General features: G+C 47.0%; 1 protein-coding gene. It reads left to right on the plus strand.

Annotation, left to right across the window (positions count from 1 at the left end; all coding sequences use genetic code 11):
* On the plus strand, positions 1-690 hold a 690-nt coding region (locus DWV53_RS15280; RefSeq protein ID WP_259319017.1), incomplete at both ends, for a relaxase/mobilization nuclease domain-containing protein.

Here is a 690-nt window from a genome sequence, read left to right on the forward strand (position 1 = left end):
ATCGCCTCAGATGGCGTGTTGCTCGGCACGAATGCCGAGATGGCTCAAAGTTTTGAGCTACAGAGGCAGCTAAATCCAAGAATTAAGAAGCCTGTGGGACACATTGCATTGAGCTTCAAACCAGAGGACAAGCCACGTTTGACGGATGAGTTCATGGCTAAGATAGCCCTTGAATACATGCAGATGATGGGCATCAACGATACCCAATTCATCATCGTAAGGCATCACAATACGGACAATCCACATTGTCATATCGTGTACAACCGCATCAAAAATGAGGGCAAGCTCATATCAGACAGGAATGATTACAGGCGTAATGAGCAGGTGACCAAGGCTCTAAAATCCAAGTATGGACTGACCTGCGGAACGGACAAGAGCAATACTAATACTCGCAAATTACGCAATGCTGAGCGTGCCAAATACGAGATTCACAATGCCGTCAAGGATGCCTTGAAAGGCGCTGATAGTTGGCAGAAGTTCAAGAATGAACTTGCAAAGCGAGGTGTTCTCTTGGAGTTAGTCTATAAGGACAAGGAGCGAACCAAGGTGCAAGGCATCCGATTCTGCAAGGACGGATATAGTTTCAAGGGTACGCAGATTTGCAGAGAATGCAGCTTTGGCAAGTTGGATGCAAGACTTGGCACAGAGCATAATCGTGTATCGCCAAGAGCCGAATCTATGCAGGGAGGA

Source organism: Segatella copri, assembly GCF_003465495.1.
Taxonomy (GTDB): Bacteria; Bacteroidota; Bacteroidia; order Bacteroidales; family Bacteroidaceae; genus Prevotella; species Prevotella copri_G.